The sequence below is a fragment of the Enterococcus sp. DIV1411a genome, from assembly GCF_050531945.1.
Taxonomy (GTDB): domain Bacteria; phylum Bacillota; class Bacilli; order Lactobacillales; family Enterococcaceae; genus Enterococcus_B; species Enterococcus_B faecium.
In genome coordinates, this window is record NZ_CP172892.1 from 504,541 (window position 1) to 521,869 (window position 17,329).

At 40.2% G+C, this 17,329-nt stretch carries 13 protein-coding genes and 1 pseudogene; 10 read left to right on the forward strand and 4 right to left on the reverse strand.

Annotated elements, in window-relative coordinates:
• The first annotated feature begins 82 nt into the window (after nt 1–82).
• Both IGJ87_RS02400 and IGJ87_RS02405 read left to right on the forward strand, forming a co-directional pair.
• On the forward strand, nt 83–949 hold the full coding sequence (locus tag IGJ87_RS02400; RefSeq protein ID WP_002286769.1) for a GRP family sugar transporter: 867 nt from the start codon (nt 83–85) through the stop codon (nt 947–949).
• A gap of 36 nt (nt 950–985) precedes the next feature.
• Nucleotides 986–2,362, forward strand: coding sequence for an amino acid permease (locus IGJ87_RS02405; RefSeq protein WP_002286768.1), 1,377 nt, complete (start codon nt 986–988; stop codon nt 2,360–2,362).
• 99 nt (nt 2,363–2,461) lie between these two features.
• Here IGJ87_RS02405 and IGJ87_RS02410 read toward each other — a convergent pair whose 3' ends face one another.
• The 3 genes from IGJ87_RS02410 to IGJ87_RS02420 form a co-directional block, all read right to left on the reverse strand.
• Nucleotides 2,462–3,658 (reverse strand): toxic anion resistance protein, encoded by a 1,197-nt coding sequence (locus tag IGJ87_RS02410; RefSeq protein WP_002318484.1) that lies wholly within the window; start codon nt 3,656–3,658, stop codon nt 2,462–2,464.
• 123 nt (nt 3,659–3,781) lie between these two features.
• A complete protein-coding gene (locus tag IGJ87_RS02415; RefSeq protein WP_002286764.1) occupies nt 3,782–4,444 on the reverse strand; it encodes a 5-bromo-4-chloroindolyl phosphate hydrolysis family protein in 663 nt (220 codons plus the stop codon).
• Between the two features lie 175 nt (nt 4,445–4,619).
• Nucleotides 4,620–5,659 (reverse strand): IS630 family transposase gene (locus tag IGJ87_RS02420; protein ID WP_113843804.1). Its coding sequence is split into 2 segments (ribosomal slippage): nt 4,620–5,159 and nt 5,162–5,659, totalling 1,038 coding nucleotides; the frame shifts between segments, so codons are not numbered across the junction.
• Nucleotides 5,660–5,809: 150 nt separating this feature from the next.
• Between IGJ87_RS02420 and IGJ87_RS02425 the strand changes: the two genes are divergently transcribed.
• The 5 genes and pseudogenes from IGJ87_RS02425 (at nt 5,810) to IGJ87_RS02445 (ending at nt 11,474) form a co-directional block, all read left to right on the forward strand.
• Complete coding sequence (locus IGJ87_RS02425; RefSeq protein ID WP_002325125.1) at nt 5,810–6,373, forward strand: NUDIX hydrolase; 564 nt, start codon at nt 5,810–5,812, stop codon at nt 6,371–6,373.
• Between the two features lie 12 nt (nt 6,374–6,385).
• Nucleotides 6,386–6,670 carry a cell wall synthase accessory phosphoprotein MacP gene (macP, locus tag IGJ87_RS02430; RefSeq protein ID WP_002286760.1) on the forward strand — a complete coding sequence of 95 codons (285 nt, stop codon included), beginning with the start codon at nt 6,386–6,388 and terminating at the stop codon, nt 6,668–6,670.
• 18 nt (nt 6,671–6,688) lie between these two features.
• Nucleotides 6,689–7,381 (forward strand): 5'-methylthioadenosine/adenosylhomocysteine nucleosidase, encoded by a 693-nt coding sequence (locus IGJ87_RS02435; RefSeq protein WP_002291218.1) that lies wholly within the window; start codon nt 6,689–6,691, stop codon nt 7,379–7,381.
• 11 nt (nt 7,382–7,392) lie between these two features.
• On the forward strand, nt 7,393–7,938 hold the full coding sequence (locus IGJ87_RS02440; RefSeq protein ID WP_002291217.1) for a cysteine hydrolase family protein: 546 nt from the start codon (nt 7,393–7,395) through the stop codon (nt 7,936–7,938).
• A gap of 270 nt (nt 7,939–8,208) precedes the next feature.
• Nucleotides 8,209–11,474, forward strand: a pseudogene (locus IGJ87_RS02445) (right-handed parallel beta-helix repeat-containing protein).
• 540 nt (nt 11,475–12,014) lie between these two features.
• On the opposite strand, the gene IGJ87_RS02450 reads toward IGJ87_RS02445, so the two are convergent.
• Nucleotides 12,015–13,922, reverse strand: a complete 1,908-nt coding sequence (locus IGJ87_RS02450) for a M13 family metallopeptidase (protein ID WP_002325878.1) — start codon at nt 13,920–13,922, stop codon at nt 12,015–12,017.
• A gap of 129 nt (nt 13,923–14,051) precedes the next feature.
• Here IGJ87_RS02450 and IGJ87_RS02455 point away from each other — a divergent pair, with 129 nt between their 5' ends.
• The 3 genes from IGJ87_RS02455 (at nt 14,052) to IGJ87_RS02465 (ending at nt 17,304) form a co-directional block, all read left to right on the forward strand.
• Nucleotides 14,052–14,927, forward strand: a complete 876-nt coding sequence (locus tag IGJ87_RS02455) for a dihydrolipoamide dehydrogenase (protein WP_002286745.1) — start codon at nt 14,052–14,054, stop codon at nt 14,925–14,927.
• 79 nt (nt 14,928–15,006) lie between these two features.
• Nucleotides 15,007–15,981 (forward strand): ribose-phosphate diphosphokinase, encoded by a 975-nt coding sequence (locus IGJ87_RS02460; RefSeq protein WP_002286741.1) that lies wholly within the window; start codon nt 15,007–15,009, stop codon nt 15,979–15,981.
• Between the two features lie 177 nt (nt 15,982–16,158).
• Entirely contained in the window at nt 16,159–17,304 is a 1,146-nt protein-coding gene (locus IGJ87_RS02465; RefSeq protein ID WP_002295158.1) for a cysteine desulfurase family protein, read from the forward strand.
• The last annotated feature ends 25 nt before the right edge of the window (nt 17,305–17,329 follow it).

Consider the following 17,329-nt stretch of genomic DNA (forward strand, 5'->3'; position numbering starts at 1 on the left):
GTTAGAAACGAAAAAAAGTGCTTGTGTTGTTAACGTTTTCGCTGATAAGTTTCTTATCATGTGAAATAAAAGGAGATTGGTTATGGAAATTTTAATAGCATTAGTCCCTATGTTGGCATGGGGTAGTATTGGTTTAGTAAGTGGTAAAATTGGTGGCGATGCCAATCAACAAACACTAGGAATGACGATCGGTGCATTTCTGTTTTCTTTAGTTGTCTTTTTCGTTGTTAGTCCTGTAATCACCCCTTGGATTTTCTTGATCGGATTTTTATCCGGCTTAGCTTGGAGTGTTGGACAAAATGGACAGTTCCATGGAATGAAGTACATGGGTGTTTCTGTAGGGTTACCATTGTCTACTGGTTTTCAATTAATTTTGAATACGATTGCGGGAGCCGTTTTCTTCCATGAATGGACACAAACGAAAGATTATGTATACGGTATTATTGCTTTAGCTCTTCTTGTAAGCGGTGCGTATTTGACTGCCCGACAAGATGACGAAGGAAAAATAGATACAGATAATAAAATGCTTGATTTTGGTAAGGGTTTTAGAGCATTGATCTTCTCTACGATTGGTTATGGTGTATATACCATCATCGTCAACTGGGCGAATTTGGATGCGATGTCAATTATCTTACCTCAAAGTATCGGAATGATCTTAGGCGCAAGCTTCTTTGCTTTCCGTAAAGTTAAAGTCGATCAGTTTGTGTGGAAAAACATGATCTGTGGATTATTATGGGGCTTAGGAAACATCTGCATGCTTCTAACAGTCAAATCACTTGGTTTAGCTGTTGGCTTCTCACTTTCACAAATGGGGATCATTATCTCTACTTTAGGTGGGATTTTCATCCTTGGCGAAAGAAAAACGAAAAAAGAGCTCATTTATGTTATTGTTGGTTGCCTTTTAGTCATTTTAGGTGGTATCCTTTTAGGGTATATGAAAACAGTTTAATCGCTGTTTTCCAACCTAAAATGGGGAGGAACTTCAATGGATTTGTTTCGTAAGAAAGAGATCAATCTCAATCATACGAGTGAGATGAAAAAAGAACTAAAAACGTCTGATTTGATCATGCTTGGAATTGGTGCGATCATCGGTACGGGAATATTTGTGGTGACAGGGGTTGCGGCCAATCAAAATGCTGGTCCAGCACTGTCACTTTCATTTGTCTTAGCTGCAATCGTTGTCATTTTGTCTGGATTAAGTTTCGCAGAATTTGCTTCGCGAGTGCCAGTGATTGGTGGGCCATATGCCTATCTGTATGTTGTATTTGGTGAATTTGCTGCCTGGCTGACAGGGTGGTTGTTGATCGGGGAATTTTTACTAGCAGTTTCCTCTGTTGCTTCCGGATGGTCTGGCTATATGCAAGGTTTTTTGAAAAGTTTAGGGGCCGAACTTCCACAAGCATTAACTGGCGGGTACAATCCGGAAAATGGTACATACATTGACTTGATTGCGGTGCTCGTAGTGATATTCGTCACTTACATCGTGTCGCTTGAAGCCAAGAAAGCATTACGTTTGAATAATGCCATGGTATATGTCAAATTTGGTATCATCGCGTTGTTTATCATTGTAGGAATATTTTTCGTTAAACCTGATAACTGGCAGCCATTCATGCCTTTTGGTTTTTCCGGTGTGCTAGATGGTGCAGCTCTTGTGTTTTTTGCTTTCTTGGGATTTGATGCCGTTGCAATGGCAGCCGAGGAAGTCAAAAACCCGCAAAAAGATGTGCCAAGAGGAATCATTGGTTCGATACTGATTGCTACTGTCCTTTACATCATCGTGACGCTGATCTTGACAGGAATCGTTCCGTATACTGAACTAGGAGTCAATGACCCAGTGGCTTTTGCAATGAGGTATGTAGGACATGGAACAGTGGGCGCGGTGATCGCTGTAGGGGCAATTTTAACGCTACTGACGGTAACGATCTCGATGATGTATTCACTTGCTCGTTTACTGTTTGCTGTCAGCAAGGATGGCTTACTTCCTAAGTTTATGACAGAAATCGATCAAAAGCATCGTACACCGAAAAAAGCGACTTATGCCGCTGGTGTGGCAGCTGTATTCTTTGCCGGATTTTTCCCATTGAATGTATTAGCGGAACTAACGAATATCATGGCGCTCGCCTATTTGATGCTTGTTAGTCTAGGCTTACTGAAGTTGAGAAAAATGTTTGGCAAGCCAAAAGCTGGAGAATTCAAAGTGCCATTCGTTCCGCTATTGCCAATCGTCTCCATCTTGACTTGTATTGTATTGATGCTTCGTCTGCAAACTGTGACATGGATCGTGTTCGGTATCGTAATGGTTATTGGACTGATCATTTATTTTGGCTATGGCTATGGACACAGCAAGATGAATGAGAAATAGACTCCAATGGAGAAGTTAGAAGAAAGATAAGAAAAACGCCCATCAACAGTTTATTACACTGTTGATGGGCGTTTGTTTTAGTAACAAGCGAAAGGTGATCTATTGGGTTAAATCCAACAGTTTTTGTTTCAGATCTTCTTCCATGTGTCCAAGCTCTACTTCTGCATGACGACGTTTTTCTTTTCCTTCTTTTTGGATACGCAATGTCTCTTGGATTGTTTCGATCAAATCATTTTGAGTGGTTTGAAGGGTCTCGATATCCACGATTCCACGTTCATTTTCTTTCGCTGTTTCGATGGCTGAGATTTTCAGCATTTCTGAATTTTTCTTCAATAAGTCGTTTGTTGTTTCAGAGACTTGGCGTTGAGCAGTTACTGCATCTTTTTGACGAAGCAAGGTCAATGCGATCACGACTTGGTTTTTCCACAGCGGAATGGCTGTAGCGATAGATGCTTGGATCTTTTCAGCCAAGGCCTGATTTGTGTTTTGGATCAAACGGATTTGTGGTGCTTGCTGGATCGTGATCTGTCTAGCTAAGCGAAGATCATGCGTACGTTTATCCAGACGATCTAGGAATTGCGTGTAATCATTGGCAATCTGAACATCCATCTGATCGCCAGTTTCTTCTGCTCTTTTCATCGCTTCTGGAATGATCGTTGTTTGAAGTTCTTCCATTTTCAATTCTCCAGCAGCGATATAAATATTCAGTGCATCAAAGTAGTCTTTGTTTTTCTGGTAAAGCTGTTCTAACATCAGATTATCTTTTAGCAGACCGTCTTTTTCTTTATCTAATTTCACTGAAATCTTGTCAATTTGTGCACCAATCTTTTGATATTTTGCTGTCACTTCATAGATCGATTGTTTGACCTTCCCGAAGACACGCTGGAAGATGTTCCCTTCTCCGGCACGCAGTTCGTCAGGATTGGCTTCTTGGAGACGATACATCAGTTCAGTTAAGGAATCTCCTACAGGACCAATATCTTGTGCTTGCACATGATTCAACATCGATTGTGAGAATTCACTTAATTTTGCTTGGGCAGCCGATCCGTAGCTGATGACAGACTGTGCATCATTAGCATCGATTTTTGCTGCTAGCTGTTTAGCTTGTTCTTGGCGTTCCGCCGGTAGTTTGTCAATTAAACGAGCAGCTGTCTGTTGCTCTTGGAGCTGATCAATCTCCGCTTGTTGTGAAGTGGTCAGCGTATCTATTGGAGTTGAAAACGGGTTGTTCAATAAATCTTCAAGTGTATCGTTAACTGGTGTAACATCTTTTGTTTCAGTCGGTTTATGATCCATAAAAAATTCCTCCTTGTTGAATCTGTTCTCGATTCTTACATGAATGTCTCTACTTTAGAAAAAGTACTCGAAACAGCCAGACATCATCTGAATGTTCCGAGTCTTCTTTTATGAACAAAAGAGTTAATCCTTTTGTTCTGGTTCATATTTATTATCACGCTTTAAGCTCTGTTTCGCAACAGATATCTCTACATCGATATCATCTAGATCCTCAGCAACGAATTTTTGATAATCTTGTGCGATTAAAGCTGACAGCTGGTCGATGATCTGCGCGCTTTCTTCTAGTTTTTCATAGGTCTGTTTGTTTTTGATCTCATGGTCATTGATCTCATTATACTTATTTGTCAAATCAACTAGATTCGGCAGATGCGTATAAAGAAACTGACTTGCTTCATGCAGTCGGTTTGGTTCTTTCACCAATTCTTTGAATAAAGCTTTTGCTGCTTTGACTGGATCATGGCGGAGATCGATTGCTTTAAGTTTGGCTGTCTGCTGCATATTCATTTGCAATTGATTGATCTCATTTTTTGTTTGATTCATTGTTTGTCGAAAAAATGAAATTTCATTCGCTGTCATACCGCTTTTTTCATAGTGAGTTTCAAGTTCGTCAGTCAGTGCAGGAATTTCTTCTTGTTTTCCCTTTTTCCTGCGCGAACCAAAGAGTCCCCACAAAACTAAAACTACACCTATCAATAAAAGTCCTAGAACAAAAGAAAAACTATTGTTTCGGACAAAGAGAAATAGCAAGACCAATGCTAGAAGCCACGGCCAATTTCGTTTTATCATAATAAACCCTCCATGTCATTTATCGTTGAGTATTGAATTCTTTTCGTTATTCGATTACATACTTATTTTAGCATACGGACTACTAGAAAGAGTATCGGACTAAAGAAGGATTTTCTATATTTAGAGAAAATCTAAGGTTTATCTATGGTAAACTATATAGGTTGAATTAAATACTTTACATCCGCACGCACAGTCGGTCAATCACCTCAAGGGGACGCTCGTTTACATCGGCTAAGAAACCGCGGACCGACTGTTTGATTTTCTGGACGTGGTCAAAAAAAACATTGTTGATGACCGATTCCTTGAGCCACTTCCAAACGCCTTCCATTAGGTTCAACTGAGGGCTGTAGGGAGGGAGGAAGATGAGTGCCAGGCGCCTAGCGTTTTCTTCAAGAAAAGACTGGATCAGCTTGGCGTGGTGGATAAGGGCATTATCCAATACCATCACGATTTTTCCGGTGGGGTATTCCCGCAACGTCCGCTCCAGAAAACGGAGGAAGGCCGCTGCGTCGTATGCCCCTTCTTCTGTACAAATGATCCGACCGGTTTCATAATCCAAGGTGCCTATCAATTTTACCCCTTTGTGTTGTCCATAAGTGGGGATTTTTCGCTGGTGGCCGCGGAGAAACCAGGTGCAGCCAATGGCTTGGTAATCCCGGATCATGGTTTCGTCCTCGAATAGGAGGTGGTCAATATCGCTATTCAGCAATTTTTTTTTAGGCTCGGGAAGGTTTCTTCCAAAAATACCTGTTGTTTCTTGGAATCCGCTTTTTTGAGGGTATACGTCGGACGGGTCCAGCTTAGTCCTAGCCGGTGAAGGAGGTCCGCCACGCCTTTTTGCGTATATCCATAACTCCATTCCCGGAGAATCAGGTCACACACAATCGCCAATGTCCAATTGGCACGGGATTTGAAACCTACTTCCTCCGGAGTGTGGTAGGCGACGATTTGGACCAGTTCCGCTTCCTGTTCATCTGTCAGCCGTGAAGGTCGTCCGCTTTGTTTTTTGGAGACTAAACCTTGGATTCCATTATGGCAGTAGTTTTTCACATAGTGGCTGACAGTATGCTCGTCGCGGCCGATGGTGTGCCCGGCTTCTTTCCGGGTGTGGCCTTCAAGAACCAACTTGACTGCCAGGAAACGCTCGTACAACCGGCGGTTGTCTGTCGTATTCATCGCTTTTTCCAATTCACGGATTTGGCGTTCTGTTTCCATGTTCCCCACTCCTCAAGTGTTTTCTTTAGTATACGCCTATAGGAGGAAAAACGAATACAATTTAACTCAATTTATATAATAAGGAATTTTTGAGAAAAATTGAAAAATGAAAAAAAAGCAGTTATGATTACAAAGAAAGCAGGAGAAGATATGCTGAACAATGAGCAATTTGAAGAAAAAACAATCAGTCGCAAAGAAATCTATAGCGGAAAAATTATTGATGTTGCTGTAGACGAAGTTCGTTTGCCAGATGGAGGAACTTCGAAGAGAGAACTGGTATTTCATCCTGGCGGTGTTGGGATCATTGCTTTTGACGAACAAGATCGTCTGCTTCTTGTCAAACAATTTCGAAAACCTTTAGAAAAAGTGATTTTGGAGATTCCAGCTGGAAAAATCGATCCAGGAGAAGGACAAAATCCCGAAATGACAGCAGCTAGAGAATTAGAAGAAGAAACTGGCTATCGTGCGAAGTCGCTGAGCCATCTTACTTCGATGTATCTTTCACCAGGTTTTGCAAATGAAGTCCTTCATATTTATCATGCACAAGGGGTGGAGAAGGTCGAGAATCCTTTAGCACAAGATGAAGACGAAGTACTGGAGTTGTATCATCTAACTCTTGAAGAGGCGCAACAAGCGATGAAAGATCAGTTGATTTGTGATGCAAAGACGATTTATGCGATTCAATACTGGGAACTATTGACCAAAGGAAAGTAGAGGGATCGGCTTATGGCCAAAGGACCGCTTATTACGCGAAGCGAACTTCGCAAGCGACAACAAGCACAAGCAAGCGAGTCATTAAAAAAACAGCGAAAAGCAGAAACAGCTTATCAGCAAGAAGAAAAAAAGATTGCTAGCTTTTATCGTAAAGAAAGCAAAAAGAATAAACCAATCACGAAAACAAGGATCAGCGAACGGGAAAAGACGACCAAATGGAACTCTTTTTTGATGAAATCTCTTATTATTGTTATCCTAATGTTATGTGTGGTTTTTTTAGCAATCGCATTTATATAGAAAGAAGGAATTAAAGAGATGAAAATCGGTATTATCGGCGCAATGGAAGAAGAAGTAAAAATTTTGAGAGAGAACCTAAGCGAACCATTATCATGGGAACGCGCAGGCGCTTTATTTATTTCAGGTTCATTAGGTAACCACGAAGTGATCGTTGTACGTTCCGGTATAGGAAAAGTCTTAGCATCTATTACCACAAGTCTGTTGATCCAACAATACGGCGTGAACATGGTGATCAATACAGGTTCAGCTGGCGGAATCGGTGAAGGCTTACAAGTAGGTGACATCGTTATATCAGACAAAGTAGCTTATTTTGATGCAGATGCAACAGGATTTGGCTACAAACCAGGACAATTACCAGGAATGCCTCTATATTATGAAGCAAGCACATATTTGCGCAGTGAAATGGTTAAAGCAGCAAAAGCAACGAATTTGAACGCAAAAGAAGGATTGATCGTTACAGGTGATACATTTGTCGACTCGCCAGATAAAATCAAAGAAATCTTAACGAATTTCCCTGAAGCATTAGCTTGCGAAATGGAAGGAGCCGCTGTTGGACAAACAGCTCGTCAGTTCAATATCCCATTTTTGATCGTACGTGCAATGAGCGACACAGCAGATCACTCGGCGACACAAAGCTTTGACGAATTTATCGAAGACGCAGGCAAACGATCAGCAGAAATGGTGATCGAATTTGTCAAACATCTCGTATAAGGAGGACTAAGATGAACGCATTGATCTCGATTGACTACACATATGATTTTGTTGCAGAGGATGGAAAGCTGACTACTGGGACAGCAGGACAAGTAATTGAAAAAAAGCTGACTGCTCATACAAAGAAGTTTATTGATCAAAAGGATTTTGTCGTTTTTGCCATTGATGCGCATGATCCAAAAGATTCCTTTCATCCGGAGAACCGCTTATTTCCTCCGCATAATGTGATAGGAACGGGTGGACGGGAATTGTACGGCTCTTTAAAAAGTTTATACCAAGACTATGAGCAAGAGGAAAATGTTTATTGGATAGACAAACGGCATTATTCCGCTTTTAGTGGAACAGATCTAGACATCCGTTTGCGAGAACGCCAGATCACAGATATTTATTTGACCGGCGTATGTACAGATATCTGTGTGTTGCATACAGCAGTCGATGCGTATAATCTTGGATACAAACTCCATATTTTCAAAGATGCCGTGGCAAGTTTCGATCCCGTTGGACATGAATGGGCATTGAGACATTTTGAATCCACACTAGGCGCAGAAATTTTATAAAAAAACAAAGTGATTTGATAAAATAAAAAGCACAAAATAATAAAAGAAGAGCATAAAACAAACGACTTTGTTTTACGCTCTTTTTTATACGTTATTTTAAAAAATATTATTCTTTTTACGTTAATAAATCTCTTTACTATCAACAACTTAAGTTATATTTTTTCTTTTTATAAAATACACTTATTATAATTTTGTTTTTTATTGACAGTGAAAATAAATTAGGTAATACTTTAAGTAAACGCTTTTTAATTTGTTACGGGAGGAATACACTTGTTAAAAAAACGTATAAAATACAGTGCGCTAATGATGAATCTCCTTATGCTCAGTACCCCGGTTTTAATTTCTGTCGTTGAAGTTGCTGCTAACGAACAACAGTCTGTGAACGAAGAAAATGCACACGTGAACATTGAAGGAATGTCAACAATGGAGGAAGTACCAAGAACTAGTGAAGATATGGATACGGAAGAAGGAAATGATCCTATGATGAAAGAATCAGAAAATGAAAAGACAAAAAAGCAATCTGAAGAAGCAAATGAAGAGTGGAAAGGGGTTGTTTTCGGAGAAAGCACAAGTGCTAGTAGGTATGCCATTGAACCATTAGAAGACGGCGTGCGGCTCTCTTCCACGAATAATGGCGGAAAAATCCAGTCAAGCGGATCAGATGGAATGACCTATTATTATCAAGCAATCCCCAAAGACATCAACTTTAGGATGCGGGCGACGATCGAAATAGAATCTTGGACCTATACGAATGCCCAAGAAGGATTTGCTCTAATGGTAAGAGACGCAGTACCAAAAGATCATTTGTTTGGGCAGGCATTTTATTCAAATTCATTTGCCATACTAGGCAGTCGGATCGAATATGTCTGGGACTCGGATAGACAAGAAGTGGTCAACACGAGCGGCAGCAAATATACGATGCGACTTGGATTGGGGACACGGGCAATCACAGGAATATCATCTGAAGATCCGCAAGCTGCGCCAGCTCCTGGGAGTGTCTCAGTGGAAACAACACCTTTAGAGACTTCAGCAAGGTTCTTGGAAAAAGAAACAGGTTCTTATAATATATTCGGAAACGGTCATGGGAATCTGTTTCCGCCACGAACTCGATTACTAAACTGGACGTAGAGATGAAAAAAACGAATACTGGTTTAGAGGCATATTATTACGATCCTGAAACAGGAGAAGAAATGGCTTCTGACATCATGTATGACTGGGAAAAATTATACGCTTCAGATGAATCGGTTATTTATGCAGGATTTGCTGCAGCAAGGAATATGACGATCAAGGTAGAAGGAATCGAAGTTGCTTACTCAGATCCTGCGACAGATCCTCCTGGGCAAGAAAGACCTACTCGCTTGATTGATCCGATTTACACTGTGACCTCTAGTAATCATTCAGGAAACCAAGATCATACTATGTCCTTTAGAGCAAATGCTGACGGATTATTGACAATTAAAAATAAAGCAACAGGAGAGGTGCTTAAGAACGCAAAAGACTTGGCTATCACTGCGAATCGAGAATTTGATTATCAGACAAAACTGATGGAAGGAACGAACGAATTTACTTTCAGTTTTACGCCAGATAAAAACTATCCGCCAGAAGAATACGTAGAGATGACTAGTTATGAAACAAAAGAGATTCTTCATATAGTGGACTACCGTAAACCTAAATATTCGACAGTTTATGTAACACCAGAAGGGTCAGATGCAGGAAACGGAAGCAGACAAAATCCATTATCTCTGACACAAGCATTGAGATACGCATATGCTGGGCAGACAATCGTCATGGCGCCTGGAACTTATTCCTTCGAAAGAGGATTGACGATTCCAAAAGGCGTTAACGGGACAAGAGAAAACCCGATTCAGTTGATTGCAGAGAAAAATCCAGAAAACAAGCGTCCTGTACTTGATTTTAAAGGAACTGGAAATGGGATGACACTGTTCAGTCACTACTGGGGTTTACGAGGGTTTGACATTACAAATAGTGCAGCTATGCAAAAAGGATTACAGATTTCTGGAAATCATAATTTGATCGAAGAGATTCATGCTTATCGGAATGGAAATACAGGAATCCAAATCAGCGGTAGCTCAAATGATCCTTTCGAAGCATGGCCCGCGCATAACTTAGTCAAGAACTTTACATCTTTTGAAAATGCCGATCCAGGATTTGAAGATGCCGATGGATTTGCGGCCAAACTGACAATAGGAGAAGGAAATGTATTTGACGGTTGAATCGCGTATCATAATGCAGATGACGGTTGGGACCTTTTTGCTAAAAATGAAACAGGTTCGATCGGAAAAGTAATCATCAAAAACTCAGTTGCTTATCGAAACGGCTGGGTACCGGGAATTGAGGGAGAAGGTAACGGTAATGGATTCAAAATGGGCGGTTCTTCTTTAACGGGCCCTCATGAATTGATCAATAGTTTGTCTTTCGAAAATCTTGCGAAAGGAATCGATTCCAATAGCGGAACAGATATTATCGTCAATAGCAGTACAAGTTTTAATAACGGTTCATATAATGTGGCTCTTTATACCTCTTCAGCAGGAAACACAGACTACCATGCTTCTGGTATCTTATCTTTCCGAACAGAGAATCTTGAGATGAGAGAGCAGATCCGCCCATTGAATCAAAACGAAGATCAAATCTACCACTCGTTGAACTACTATTGGAATGAACGAGAGAAACAATCAGAAAATACTCTTGGACATACCGTATCAAAAGATTGGATCGAGTCTCTAAATACATGTTCGAAAGAAGGTCAGCAGCCTGTTACGCGCTATGAAAATGGAAGTATCCATGTTCATGGACTGATGCAGATTAAACCGGGGAATCGTCAAACAGAAAAGGAAAGAGTGGATGGTCTTCCATTATCTGTAGGTGCTATTTTTGACGGAGAAACCTCACCGTCTTCGGAATATCCAGAGTATGCAATCGTACAAGAACCAAATTAGACAAAACCAAATGAACAAAATAATCCGATTATTATACAAGAAGCAAATGGTGTGGCGGAGAATGCAGAAGGAAATATCATTGAACTGAAGCCTTTTACAGTTTTTGTGTCAACTTTCACACCAAATCAAGGAACGCCTGTCTTTGAAGATATGCGTTATTTCCCAGAAAAGATCCAAATCGTTGAAACACAGTCAAGTGCTCAATTTTCTAATCATACCGCTATTTTTTCAGCACCTTCAAAAGGAGAATATACGCTAGAAGTCACTTATCGTTCGGAAATATTTGATGGGGAAAAATGGTCTGCTCATACAGAATCTGTTACCCAGCAAAAAGCGATCACTGTGCGAGAAACTGCCGATGTGCCCCCGGGAAATGACAAACCAGAAAGAGAAAATCCAGGAAATGAATCACCAAATGGAAAACCTTCTCATCCGGATAGGACAGCAAAAGAAAGTAAAAAAGATGGCACTCAAGGACTCCCAAAAACGGGAGAATTTAATAACCCGTTGCTAGCATTAGCTGGAGGAATTTTGTTAATCGGTGTAGTTGTTTATGTCATGAAACAGCGAAAAAAATAAGTGGAATTTCTCCTTTTATGATGTAAAACAATTGACTGAGGAAAGTAAAAATAGAAGGAAATGAGACCAATAGATGTCTCACTTCCTTCTATCTTTTTATAGATGAGGTTCTCCTTGCTGCTTTTGATTGGCTGTTCTTATTACTTGATGCAGGACAGCTTTTTCACAATCTCTCCACTAAACGGTGTTCAATCAGCTGACCCCCGGTATTAGCTCAACAAACGGCAAAATATGAAGAACTATTTTTCCGTTTTTTTCTCTAATACTCAGGTCAGGACGCTGATTTCGCAACCTCTCGATAAACGGTGTTCAAAAGCCAGTTTCTCGGTAGTAAGTCAAATTTATGCAAAAATGTGGAAAGCCATTTTCACAAAATTTTTCTTACTACTTGAAACTAAGCGGCTTTTTCACAACCTCTGATACATGGTATTCCAGAAGTAACTTCTTCGAAAAATAAGCCGAAATGTCACAAAAATTTGAGAAGCAATTTTCCCCAATTCCTTCTTATTTCTTGAAGCTGACCACTTCTGGCACAACCTCTTACCAGATTCGCACTCTTTTTTCTGGCGCTAGATACATAGCGTCTTGTTCCGTGATACCAAATGTTTCATAGAATTCGTCAAGGTTTTTTGGTTGCACGTTTGCTCGGAGTTTAGCAGGGGCATGGACATCGATTTGCAGTAAAAGTTGTTGGTATTCTTTTTTTGCTTTTGTACGCCAAATCGTTGCCCAATTGACAAAGAATTCCTCGATAGAAAGATCTGATTCCGTTTTTGCTGCTTCCAATGCACAGCTTAGACCGCCTGCATCAGCAATATTTTCCGAAACGGTTAATTTTCCGTTTACTTTTCCGTCAGCAAAAGGCAGACCATCGAATTCTTCGATCATTGCTTGTGCTTTGTTTTGAAATTGTGTAAGATCTTCTTCTGTCCACCAGTTGTTCAAGTTGCCATATTCGTCAAATAAAGCGCCGTTATTATCAAATGCATGGGAAATCTCATGAGCGATAACAGCTCCGATTCCACCATAATTAGCAGAGCTTGATTGTTCTAGACTGTAAAATGGTGCTTGAAGGATCGCTGCCGGAAAGACGATCACATTCCGAAATGGATGATAATAAGCATTGACCGTGTCAGCACTCATTTCCCATTCTGAACGATCCACTGGTTTGTTCCATTTGCTGAAACGATCTTTTAATGTGAGTTTGCTGAAAACAAGAGTATTTGAAAGCAAAGTACCACCCTGATCTGCAGGTACTGTTTTGAACTGGTCGAATAATGCTGGGATCTTATCGGGGTAGCCTACTTGGATACCTAAGTTATTTAATTTTATGACGGCTTTTTCTTTTGTTGCATCCCCAAGCCAGTCATTTTCTTCTAGACGTTTTTTATAAACGGCGATCATTTTTTTCACCATTTGTTCTACGTCTTTTTTAGCAGCTTCGCCAAAATATTTTTTTCCGTAGTAATCGCCAACTACTTGATCGAATTGTCCAGAGGCAAGGTAATACGCTGCTTTTTTCTGAGGCATTGCTTCGTCTGTTCCAGACAATACGCGAGAATAGATTCCGCTGACTTGGCGGAATTCTTCTGATAGATAACCACTAAGAGAACGTACTGTTTTAATGATCATCCAGCTTTTGAATAACGGAAAATGAGCTTCTGTCAGGATGTCATTCAAATGATCGAAGTACACTGGATCAGTTACGATCACTTTATCTGGAGTTGTCCCAATCAAACCCGTGACAAGTTTTTTCAAGTCCAGTTTATCTGTGTATTGAATAAATGTATCAAAAGATTGCGGATTATACATTTTGCTGTAATCTGCGTTTTCTTCTGCACTTTTTACATGAGGAGCAATCAATTTATCAAATTGCACTGCTTGTTCCGTGATTGCTTCTGCCTGACTTTTTTCTTTGCCGGCAAGCTCTAATAACTGAACAGCCATATCAAAGAAAACGTCTATTAGTTGTGCACCGTTGGGATGGTCTGATGCATAATACGTCTTATCTGGAAGGAATAAAGAAGGCGGATAAGCAAAGAAGGCGTTCGTTTGCGCATTCTTCATATCTGCATCTACATCCAGATTAAATGGCAATGGTAATGTATCCAACAGCCATTCTGGAAATTGCTTATTCAATTCGTCGAAAGACTGCAATGATTCAACTTTTTCGATTATAGGTTGAAGTGGTTGAGCATGCAACTCATTTCTTCGGTCATAATCGTTTGCCAGTTGATAATATGCAAGGAAATGTTTCATTTTTTCTGAAGACACTTTTTCTGGATGGGCAAGCAGATCGTCTGTTTCTCCCATCAAAAGTTGGTCGATCCCGTCAACTAAATCTTGGAAACCGCCTGTAGCTGGTTTATCTGCAGGGATTTTTGCTGTTTTTTGCCATTCTTCATTGACTGCTTCATAGAAATCTTGTTTCAATCGTTCTTTGTTCATTCATCGATCGCTCCTTTTTTGTTTCGTGTGCCCATTATCTTACAAAATGAAGGAATTAACAAATAGAACATAAAAAATTGAAAATTCGAACAATCAAACTGATTTGTTTTTTTCAATCCTTCACTTATAATGAAAAAAAGGAGGCGATCCCAACTGAATCAAGTAGTGGATAAACCTTTATATTTCAAAGTAGATAAAAAAATTAAAAAATTAGCCAGCACTCAGCAGCTGCAGTCAAGAAAAAGTAAATTGCTTTTTTTAGCTCTGGTTTTTGAAGATCAAAGTTATGTGATTATCGATCAATCAGGACATCCGGTAGAATATTCTCCAGCAAAATATACTTATCAAGAGGGTCTTTCTTGTAAAAAATGGAAGCTGATCAATGAAGAGCCAATCGAGTTATCTAGATGGATCAACAGAAAAGAAGATATTCCCGTTTTGATCGAAGAAAAAAGGTCAGGAAAGGAACTCGCAAATTGCTGGGTGGGATTGCCAGAAGAACGTTTTTTGAGGTATAAGAAATGGGCTACCCCCTCAGGCTATCTTTGTGGTACTTACGCGGCAGCAGTTCTCCTTGCCTATTATCAAGACTATCGTAAGGGGTGGATGCTTCCAAATGAGATTCGCAAGAAAAATACGGCTGATTCGTTGGTTTTGACGAAGGCATTGCGTAGCCAGATCCAACCACTAGGACTTCCTACGATTCCTTTTCAGGTTAGTACAGGGATTTCTAGTTTTTTAAAGAAGAATGGCAATCATGAGCGTGCACGAGCAACTCTTCTAGGTTCATGGCAGCGAGCTACAAAACGTATACGTGAAGGCAAACCTGTGATGATTGGTATTTTGAAAGTACTTGGCAGTACATATGGCAATCATTGGGTGACAGCGTACGCTTATTTTGAAACTGAAACAGGAGAACGTTATTACAAAGTACACGACAACTGGGGCGATTATCATAAAGTCATTCCTGCCAGTTGGAGTAACGGAACAGTTTCACTTCCTTAAGAATTTGCTGAAATTAACAGAAAATCTTGGAAAAATATGTTAAACTATCGAAGAATAGAGAAGTTTTGGGGAGGACTACATGAGTAATAAGTATCAGGATGACACGTTGAAGATTTTTAGTTTGAATGGCAACCGTCCATTAGCTGAAAAAATCGCGAAAGTGTTCGGAACAGAATTAGGTAAAAGCGTCGTGAAGCAATTTAGTGATGGCGAGATTTCCATCAATATCGAAGAAAGTATTCGAGGGGATCATGTGTATATCGTTCAATCAACGAATGCACCTGTCAATGACTACTATATGGAACTACTGATCATGATCGATGCAATGAAGCGAGCAAGTGCGAAAACGATCAATGTCGTATTGCCTTACTATGGGTATGCTAGGCAAGACCGCACGGCGAAACCTCATGAACCGATCACTGCGAAATTGATCGCTAACTTGATCGAAGAAGCAGGGGCAACTCGAGTACTGACTTTAGATCTGCACACGGTTCAAGTACAAGGATTCTTTGATATTCCTGTAGATAATTTATTTACGATGCCGTTGTTTGCTCATTATTACCGTCAATTAGGTCTGACGGGAGATGACATCGTAGTTGTTTCGCCAAAAAACAGCGGTGTTCAGCGTGCACGTAGTCTTTCAGAATATTTGAACAGCACATTAGCCATCGTAGATCATGCAGATGATGCTTCAACTGAGGGTGGTTATGTGATCGGTGATGTTCAAGGAAAGACATGTATCATGGTAGATGATATCTTGAACACAGGAGCAACGCTTGCACGAGCAGCAAATGTATTAAAAGAAAACGGCGCAAAAGAAGTATATGCCTGTGCGTCACATGGATTATTGTCCGATCATGCGAAAAGTATTTTAGACAATGCACCAATCAAAGATATTTGTATCACTGATTCTGTTTTCACAGAAGAAAATCGTCATCCAGAAAACTTAACAATCGTTACATGTTCAGAATTAATGGGTGAAGCGGTCAAACGCATCCATGAAAATACACCGATGAGTCCGTTATTCCGTCTGGAAGAAAAAGAATTCGAATAAACAAAAAAAGAGGGAAAGAAGTTGTGACAGAAGTGAGCAGCTTCAAGGAGCTGCGACAAGACTTTTGTTACAGCTCCTTTTTTCTATGCCCATGAAACGTCCTCTAGACAAAATGAGCTCTTCTTTGGTTTGTTCGCTATTTTATGCTAGAATGTGCCTAGCAATAATTTGGAAGGGATGAATGAAGTGAAAACTATTTATCTGGATCATGCGGCAACTACCCCCATGCATCCACAAGTAATTGAAGCGATGACGGCAATCATGCAAGACACGTTTGGAAATCCTTCAAGCATACATGGATTTGGTCGCCACGCGCATGAAAAATTGGAAACAGCAAGACAAATCATTGCAGACAGTCTGCAAGCAAAACCTCACGAGATCATCTTTAACAGTGGGGGAACAGAAGGGGATAATACAGCTATCTTAGAAACAGCGTTCTCGCGTCAAAAAGAAGGCAGACATCTAATCACTACAGCTATCGAACATCCTGCTGTTCTTAATACCATGAAATATTTAGAGACAAAGGGGTTTGACGTTACATATCTGCCTGTAGATGAAAAAGGGAATCTGTCGATCGAAGAGGTCAAAAAAGCGTTACGAGAAGATACGATCTTGGTCTCTGTGATGTACGGGAACAATGAAATCGGAAATTTGATGCCAATCAAAGAAATCGGTGAACTTTTAGCGGATCATCCAGCTTATTTCCATACAGATGCGGTACAAGCGTACGGAAACCAAACGATCCATCCAGAAGAATTAGGAATCGATTTATTAAGTATCTCTGCTCATAAAATCAATGGGCCAAAAGGCGTCGGTTTCTTATATAAACGAGACGGAGTAAATATCCCTGCATTGCTTTTAGGCGGGGAGCAGGAAGAAAAGCGGCGTGCAGGTACAGAAAATTTAGCAGGGATCTGGGGTATGGCAAAAGCAGTTGAACTGCTGTCACCTGAAGAACGTGAAGCACGTAACAACAAATATAAAGGATTCCAGCAATTGATTCTTGATACATTAGAAGCAAACGAAATCCCTTATCAAGTAAATGGTGATTTAACGAATAAACTCCCTCATGTGTTGAATCTTCGCTTAATTGGCGAAGCAAATGATTTGCTACTGATGAAGCTTGATCTTAATGGGGTCGCTATTTCTACTGGTTCAGCTTGTACAGCAGGAAATATCGAGCCTTCACACGTATTAGAAGCAATGTATGGAGAAGATACACCGATACTAAAAGAATCCATCCGTATCAGCTTTGGTTTGGGAAATACCGAAGACGACATCCAGTATTTCCTTGATCAATTAGTTCGTGCTGTCAAAAAATAACTAGTGAAGTCATTCTTATATGAAC

What these genes read in the sequence shown, in the direction of transcription:
- IGJ87_RS02400 (WP_002286769.1), top strand. Translation starts at nt 83, where the DNA reads ATGGAAATTTTAATAGCATTAGTCCCTATGTTGGCATGGGGTAGTATT.
- IGJ87_RS02405 (WP_002286768.1), top strand. Translation starts at nt 986, where the DNA reads ATGGATTTGTTTCGTAAGAAAGAGATCAATCTCAATCATACGAGTGAG.
- IGJ87_RS02410 (WP_002318484.1), bottom strand. Translation starts at nt 3,658, where the DNA reads ATGGATCATAAACCGACTGAAACAAAAGATGTTACACCAGTTAACGAT.
- IGJ87_RS02415 (WP_002286764.1), bottom strand. Translation starts at nt 4,444, where the DNA reads ATGATAAAACGAAATTGGCCGTGGCTTCTAGCATTGGTCTTGCTATTT.
- IGJ87_RS02425 (WP_002325125.1), top strand. Translation starts at nt 5,810, where the DNA reads ATGCTGAACAATGAGCAATTTGAAGAAAAAACAATCAGTCGCAAAGAA.
- macP (WP_002286760.1), top strand. Translation starts at nt 6,386, where the DNA reads ATGGCCAAAGGACCGCTTATTACGCGAAGCGAACTTCGCAAGCGACAA.
- IGJ87_RS02435 (WP_002291218.1), top strand. Translation starts at nt 6,689, where the DNA reads ATGAAAATCGGTATTATCGGCGCAATGGAAGAAGAAGTAAAAATTTTG.
- IGJ87_RS02440 (WP_002291217.1), top strand. Translation starts at nt 7,393, where the DNA reads ATGAACGCATTGATCTCGATTGACTACACATATGATTTTGTTGCAGAG.
- IGJ87_RS02450 (WP_002325878.1), bottom strand. Translation starts at nt 13,922, where the DNA reads ATGAACAAAGAACGATTGAAACAAGATTTCTATGAAGCAGTCAATGAA.
- IGJ87_RS02455 (WP_002286745.1), top strand. Translation starts at nt 14,052, where the DNA reads ATGAAAAAAAGGAGGCGATCCCAACTGAATCAAGTAGTGGATAAACCT.
- IGJ87_RS02460 (WP_002286741.1), top strand. Translation starts at nt 15,007, where the DNA reads ATGAGTAATAAGTATCAGGATGACACGTTGAAGATTTTTAGTTTGAAT.
- IGJ87_RS02465 (WP_002295158.1), top strand. Translation starts at nt 16,159, where the DNA reads ATGAATGAAGTGAAAACTATTTATCTGGATCATGCGGCAACTACCCCC.